The following is a 6,334-nucleotide window of genomic DNA, read 5'->3' on the forward strand; positions in this document are numbered from 1 at the left end:
ACTCCCTGGTTTCAGTTCTGATTTAAGTCTAGCCAAGATACAGCAGAATAAATATTTATACTGGGAAAAACTGGTCTACAGTACAGCTAAAACCAGGCAATAGGGGAGAAATTATATTATCACTACTAAATAGAGTTTCTACCAACTTAAGTTGATTTTGTTCGCGCCGATAGACCTCTAGTTTACGCGATCGCCAATCAGCAATCCAATATTCTTTTACTCCTCTGGAAGAATAAAGTTTAAGTTTAGCTTCTTTATCTCGCCTGTGGTCTTCCTTGCTAGCAGACAAAACTTCGACTACTAAATCTGGTGCGCCAGTTAAATGTCCTGCTTCATCCAATGTTAGCTCCAAGGTTTCTTTAGTAGCCCAAACTACATCAGGAATCACATTATCTGATTCGGAAAACAAAACGCCGGGGTTGATGACAGCTTCTCCTAAACCAGTAAACTCCGACCAAACATCAAGTTTTCGAAAAATCTTGCCACAAGTTTGCTGATGTTTAAAGTGAGGTGCCCTGGTCATAAATAATTCTCCATCAATTATCTCATAGCGCGTCCCTTCATTTTCTGCCAAGAGTTCCACATCGTGGATTGTCCAGCGTACTCCTGTATTAAGCATCTGACTCATCAGCTAACTCCTTTAATCTCGCTCTTGTATTTTAATCATAAGAGGATGTTTGAAAATTCACAAAGTATACTAGACATGGCTATTTTTTCTAGACAGAAACCGCCCAGAAAGGCTTAGACATCCATATATTTGAGATTAGAAAAAAACTTGGAGGTTACAGCTATTTCAGGTAAATAGACCACGCGGTAGGGGCACAGCATTGCTCATAGGTGTGAACTTAACGTTAAAAGGGCGGTTAGAAACCGCGTCTACACGAGACTTTACCCACCTTTCCTGCGGAACGCCAAGGGCGAACGTGGGTTAAGAATCTTTGATTTTGTATTAGTCCACGAACGCGAACAGCGTCTCGAAGAGAAGGTGGACTTTGTTTGTGTAGCCGCGAATTCTATTCGCCATTGCTCTAAGTTGACACGCACAGCATTGCTGTGCCCCTACGACAGATGTGGTTCAAATACATGATTTCTGCTGTAAATCATGCCTTGGGAAATAACTGGTGAGGAGTTGCAATCATGGCAAACTTATGCTATGAAGTCAGACTTCGCTAAACTGACTCCACTGAGGAAGCACCGAAACGATAGCCTTTACCGTAGACTGTGTGAATCAGCGCAGTTTCTCTACCTACCTCAATCTTACGACGCAACAGGCGAATTAATGCCGCGATCGCATTACTACTGGGTTGTTCTTCCTCTGGCCACAAATTTTGCATAATCTGGGGATGAGTCATTAGTTGTCCAGTGTGTTCCATAAAGTATTGCAACAACTGGCTTTCTTTTTGCGATAGCTCAATTATTCGTCCTTGGCGATAGGCGACTTGATTTTCACAATCGAGTTCTAAATCAGCTACAGTCAGCCGTCCGGTAGTGGTTTCATAGGTTTGGGAACCGGAACGACGCAATAAAGCCCGGACTCTAGCTAATAACTCCCGCAGTTCAAAAGGTTTAACCAAATAGTCGTCAGCACCAGCATCCAAACCTTCTACGCGGTCATCTAGAGTATCTTTGGCTGTGAGAAACAGCACAGGAGTGGTTTTGCCTTGGCGTCGCAATTCCTGACAAATCTCTAACCCCGTTTTTCCTGGCAGCATCCAATCTAAAATTAGTAGGTCATAACTGCTGGCTTGTGCATATTCGTTGCCACTTGTCCCATTGTAAGCGGCATCCACAATGTAACCCTCACGAGTTAACAAGCGACTCAAGGGTTCAGTTAGCTCAACTTCATCATCAACTAATAAAATTCTCATGCTGCTTGTGGTAAGCATATAGAGATATTCTCAAAATTATTCAACTGCCCAAACGCCAAGGATACTAAAAAAAGAATGCTGACTGTTGCATTGCCAAAAGGGGAACTCCTTAAAAATAGCATCCGCCTGCTACAATCTGTGGGATTAGATTTTAGTGCTTTTTTAGATTCAGGAAATCGCCAACTTCAGATTCCTGACGCTAAGGGACTTGCAAAAGGTTTGCTGGTGCGGGCGCAAGATGTACCCGTTTATGTAGAATATGGTCAAGCACAACTGGGTGTTGTTGGTTACGATGTGCTGCGGGAGAAGCAGCCGCAAGTTGCCCACTTGGTGGATTTGCAGTTTGGGCATTGTCGGATGTCGGTGGCGGTAAAAGCATCTAGTTCTTACCGATCGCCTTTAGATTTACCACCGCATGGTAGAGTTGCTTCCAAGTATGTAAATTGCGCTCGTGAATATTTTTACAGTCTAGATTTACCTGTGGAAATAGTCCCGTTGTATGGTTCAGTGGAACTAGGCCCAATTACTGGAATGTCAGAAGCGATCGTAGATTTGGTTTCCACAGGGCGGACTTTGCGCGAAAATGGTTTGATAGAAATTGCTACTCTGTATGAAAGCACGGCGCGGCTGATTGCCCATCCTCTGAGTTACCGCCTGAACACGGGTAATCTAAGTGATGTAATTGCCAAGCTGCGAGAAGCCGTTTTGGTAAAGGTTTAAATAATTCGTAATTCGTAATTCGTAATTCGTAATTAAGTTTTGTAACGGGGGTTTCGACCCCGCCACAAAACTTGCACCACACTTTGGACTTATCTCCGCGCCCCACTTGACATTTTGGCGTAGGCGTAGCCCGTACTTCTCTACGAGACGCTGCGCGAACGACTAAGCTCAGTTACCATCGTAGACATCGCTTTAAATTGTCACGATTAGTCTCTGACTAGGAATGTGAGGAACTGCAAATGCACCTTTGCGGAAAATTAAAATCTTTCCACACCTTTAAATTGCTTGAGTGCCGATGCATTTGCGGCTTCTCCACAAGTTCGTGGTGTCGGGAATATCTTTTCAGGATTTGCTAACCCTTTAGGATTAAAAACTTGCCGTACCCATTGCATAGTTTCTAAATCAACTTGGCTAAACATCTGTGGCATATAGCACTTTTTCTCTGCACCGATACCATGTTCGCCAGAAATACTACCACCGACTTGGACACAAAGTTTGAGAATTTTTCCACCCATTTCTTCTACTTGCTCTAATTCTCCAGGCACAGAATTATCAAAAAGAATTAGCGGATGAAGATTGCCATCGCCAGCATGAAATACATTAGCAACACGATAACCATATTGTTGACTTAATATCTCAATCTCGTGCAGAACATAAGGCAATTGAGTACGAGGAATTACACCGTCTTGTACATAATAATCTGGGCTTAAATTTCCAGCAGCAGCAAAAGCCGCTTTGCGTCCTTTCCATAATTTCAATCGGGTTTCTGGGTCAGTAGCAGAAGTGACATTACGGGCACCATTCTTTTTACAAATTTCGGTAATTCGCTGCTTATTTCCTGCAACTTCCACTTCTAAACCGTCAATTTCTATTAGTAAAATAGCAGTAGCATCGCGGGGATAACAATTAGTTGCAACAACATCTTCAACTGCATTGATGCCGAAGTTATCCATCATCTCCATACCACCAGGAATAATTCCGGCGCTGATGATGTCAGAAACAGTTGCCCCGGCAGCTTCAATACTAGTAAAATCTGCCAACAGCACACAAATTGATTCTGGACTTTTGAGAATTCGCAAAGTAATTTCTGTGGCAATTCCTAAGGTACCTTCAGAACCAACAAAAACACCTGTTAAATCATAACCAGGCATTTCTGGAATTTGTCCGCCTAAATCGATAATTTCCCCTGACGGCGTAACAATTTTTAATCCCAAAACGTGGTTAGTCGTGACGCCGTATTTGAGGCAATGTACGCCACCAGAATTTTCGGCAATGTTGCCACCAATAGAGCAGATAATTTGACTGGAAGGATCAGGAGCGTAGTAAAATCCAGCACCACTGACGGCTTGTGTTACCCAACTATTAATCACCCCTGGTTGAACAATTGCGCGTTGATTTTCCAAATCAATGCTGAGGATTTGCCGCATTAAGGAAGTGACAATTAAAACAGAGTCTATCACTGGCAAAGCGCCACCAGATAGACCAGTGCCAGAACCGCGTGCGATGAAGGGTATAGAATATTGGTTGCATATCTTCACCACTTGGGCAACTTGTTCTGTAGTTCTGGGTAAAACCACCACAGCCGGACGTTGGCGATAGATAGTTAAACCATCGCATTCATAAGTAATAAGTTCTTCGCGGCGTTGCACCACACCATTTTTACCAAGGACAGCCTCGAATGCTTTGATGATGGGTTTCCAGTTAAGTTGTTTTTTATCTTGGGTAAGCATAGTTTTTTAAAGTTCAAGGTAGATGTTTACAGATTGCTTAAAATTAAAATTACTTCCTCAGATGAATTTAAAGCCATTAACGTAATACCAGCCAATCCAGGAAATTTATAACTCATCTGGATATTCTAAAAGCGTAATCAACTGACTCCGTACCTCGTGTGTTGTACTATTTAACCACCAATCCAGATCCATTTGTTTTTGTCTTGCGATCGCATCATCAGGGTCAAGCTTCATCAGTATAGATAATACCAGCAGCACGTAGTCGATGATTTCTGGATCTGGAACAACTTCCAGAAATAGTTGGGAGTCAGGGAAGTAGTGGCGAATTTTCTCAGGTGCTTCTAGCAGCACGGGAATGAGAAACGGATGTTTAGCCAGAAATTCTAAAACTTCGGTGCGCTCTCGGAAGGTGTATAACTGCTCAAGGGTTTCGATATCGGCGGGAGAAATGCTAACTGCGGTGTCTGTCATGGCATTTTACAGGCTGCTGTTGATGGCTGTGTTTACTATTGTTGCAAGAATAGCAGCTTAGGGGGGGAGTAAAGGCGATCGCCTGATTTGAGTACGTAGGACTTACGCACCAAGTACGAAATGTAGGGGCAATTCATGAATTGGCCCTACGGTAAATCAAGGCTTTCACTGCCTTTTTGCGTAAGTCCTGTGCTGAAGGTGCGATAGAGTAAAAACACAGATTCGATAGGCTGAGATAGCGATCGCACTCATCTTCAGCTAGTAACCCAAGTTGCGGGTTATCAAAATCCGGGTGTTTTTCATCCAGAAATTAGTGCGATCGCTAATGACAAATTCGCGGTGGCGCGTAGCGCCACCGCGATTTCGACCCAATCATCACGAGCAATGTATTAGATCGGGTTAAGGTATTAATAATTTCTTGCTAGAGAAATGCTTGCTTCAGGGTGAATGCAAAAATAAATGCTTCTAGCAACAGTCGTCAACCCCTCATACGTGACTGCATGAATCGATTTGGGGAATAGACTTGTAATCACGCTAAACACAGTCTCAACGTAATGGCGAGTTGATTGTTTCACGTATTGATTCCAAGGCTCATCTTGACGCTTAGAGTTCTTTTTCCTCATCACTTTCAACGCGATTTGACTCGTCTCGAAGAGGTCATCTTCCGCAGTGTAATCAGTGTATGCGGAATCACTATAAACTTCACTCTCTGGGGGTAAATTTAACGGCAATGCATTTAGCGCCCGGACATCATTCGCACTACCAGGCAAGAATACAAACTCAACAGGGATGCCACTTTTAGTCGTTAATAACTGAACTCTAACTCCATAAAAATAGCGTTTTTTTGAGGCAATATAACCCCTGTAATCAGATGAAGTGATTAACTTGATATTGAAAATACGGATGTTGTCGCACATTGCTACAGGGAATGAATCTAAGAGATACTCAGTACAATCACTACTCTCTTTTAGTATCATCCCTATTTGATGGAATAAATCATTCATCAGCATCGAGATACCGTGTAATCGCCGATTAAAACGTGATTTTTCCAACATTTTAGGAATCAGATTATGGTCTAACATAATAGTTGCAAGCCGCGCTATGATTACCACTGAAAAACATTGCCGCAATCAGAGCCGTTGTCATAATTTCTGCATCACTCATCTCTCTGCGAGCATCTTCATAATGCCCAATCGCTTTCAATAAGTCATCAGTGATAGCATAAATAGTAATTATTTCGTTTAACATCTTCCCCTCCGTTTTTGTTCCTGGAAGGGATTTTATGATGGATACTGACCCCATACACCAGCCCGAAGCGCTGGCGATCGCATAACTAGCAACTTGGGTTAGTAGTCTGTCAAGCTTAAATTGATGGGTAGTGCGAGCATCTTGCTCGCGTCGTGAGCGAGACGCTCACACTACCAACCCGTCAAAATGAATTTGACAGAACACTAGTAGTCTATGTCATTAGTTTTGATGGGTTCTGTCCTATCGTTTTATAATAACGATGTGTCGGCATATCGGGACACGAGTCTCCGTGCGATC

Annotated in this window: 5 protein-coding genes and 1 pseudogene; 1 reads left to right on the forward strand and 5 read right to left on the reverse strand. The window is 42.9% G+C overall.

The annotated features are described in order from the left end of the window. Window positions 1-55 precede the first annotated feature (55 nt). Both V7K27_RS17465 and rppA read right to left on the reverse strand, forming a co-directional pair. Window positions 56-628, reverse strand: coding sequence for a Uma2 family endonuclease (locus tag V7K27_RS17465; protein ID WP_334949324.1), 573 nt, complete (start codon window positions 626-628; stop codon window positions 56-58). A 541-nt stretch (window positions 629-1,169) separates the two neighbouring features. Then, window positions 1,170-1,868 carry a two-component system response regulator RppA gene (rppA, locus tag V7K27_RS17470; protein ID WP_334949326.1) on the reverse strand — a complete coding sequence of 233 codons (699 nt, stop codon included), beginning with the start codon at window positions 1,866-1,868 and terminating at the stop codon, window positions 1,170-1,172. Between the two features lie 75 nt (window positions 1,869-1,943). Here rppA and hisG point away from each other — a divergent pair, with 75 nt between their 5' ends. Beyond that, window positions 1,944-2,588 carry an ATP phosphoribosyltransferase gene (gene hisG / locus V7K27_RS17475; protein WP_334949328.1) on the forward strand — a complete coding sequence of 215 codons (645 nt, stop codon included), beginning with the start codon at window positions 1,944-1,946 and terminating at the stop codon, window positions 2,586-2,588. 257 nt (window positions 2,589-2,845) lie between these two features. Here hisG and glcD read toward each other — a convergent pair whose 3' ends face one another. The 3 genes and pseudogenes from glcD to V7K27_RS17490 all read right to left on the reverse strand — a co-directional run bounded on the left by glcD (window position 2,846) and on the right by V7K27_RS17490 (window position 6,037). Next, on the reverse strand, window positions 2,846-4,318 hold the full coding sequence (glcD, locus tag V7K27_RS17480) for a glycolate oxidase subunit GlcD (protein ID WP_334949330.1): 1,473 nt from the start codon (window positions 4,316-4,318) through the stop codon (window positions 2,846-2,848). Window positions 4,319-4,423: 105 nt separating this feature from the next. Then, a complete protein-coding gene (locus V7K27_RS17485) occupies window positions 4,424-4,789 on the reverse strand; it encodes a hypothetical protein (RefSeq protein ID WP_334949331.1) in 366 nt (121 codons plus the stop codon). A gap of 421 nt (window positions 4,790-5,210) precedes the next feature. After that, a pseudogene (locus V7K27_RS17490) lies at window positions 5,211-6,037 on the reverse strand (IS982 family transposase). Window positions 6,038-6,334: the final 297 nt, after the last annotated feature.

Origin of the sequence: Nostoc sp., from assembly GCF_036919575.1 — a bacterium.
In the GTDB taxonomy this organism is placed as follows: domain Bacteria; phylum Cyanobacteriota; class Cyanobacteriia; order Cyanobacteriales; family Nostocaceae; genus Nostoc.

Excerpts from the sequence above, each read along its gene's own strand:
- glcD (WP_334949330.1), bottom strand. The coding sequence starts at position 4,318 with ATGCTTACCCAAGATAAAAAACAACTTAACTGGAAACCCATCATCAAA.
- V7K27_RS17465 (WP_334949324.1), bottom strand. The coding sequence starts at position 628 with ATGAGTCAGATGCTTAATACAGGAGTACGCTGGACAATCCACGATGTG.
- rppA (WP_334949326.1), bottom strand. The coding sequence starts at position 1,868 with ATGAGAATTTTATTAGTTGATGATGAAGTTGAGCTAACTGAACCCTTG.
- V7K27_RS17485 (WP_334949331.1), bottom strand. The coding sequence starts at position 4,789 with ATGACAGACACCGCAGTTAGCATTTCTCCCGCCGATATCGAAACCCTT.
- hisG (WP_334949328.1), top strand. The coding sequence starts at position 1,944 with ATGCTGACTGTTGCATTGCCAAAAGGGGAACTCCTTAAAAATAGCATC.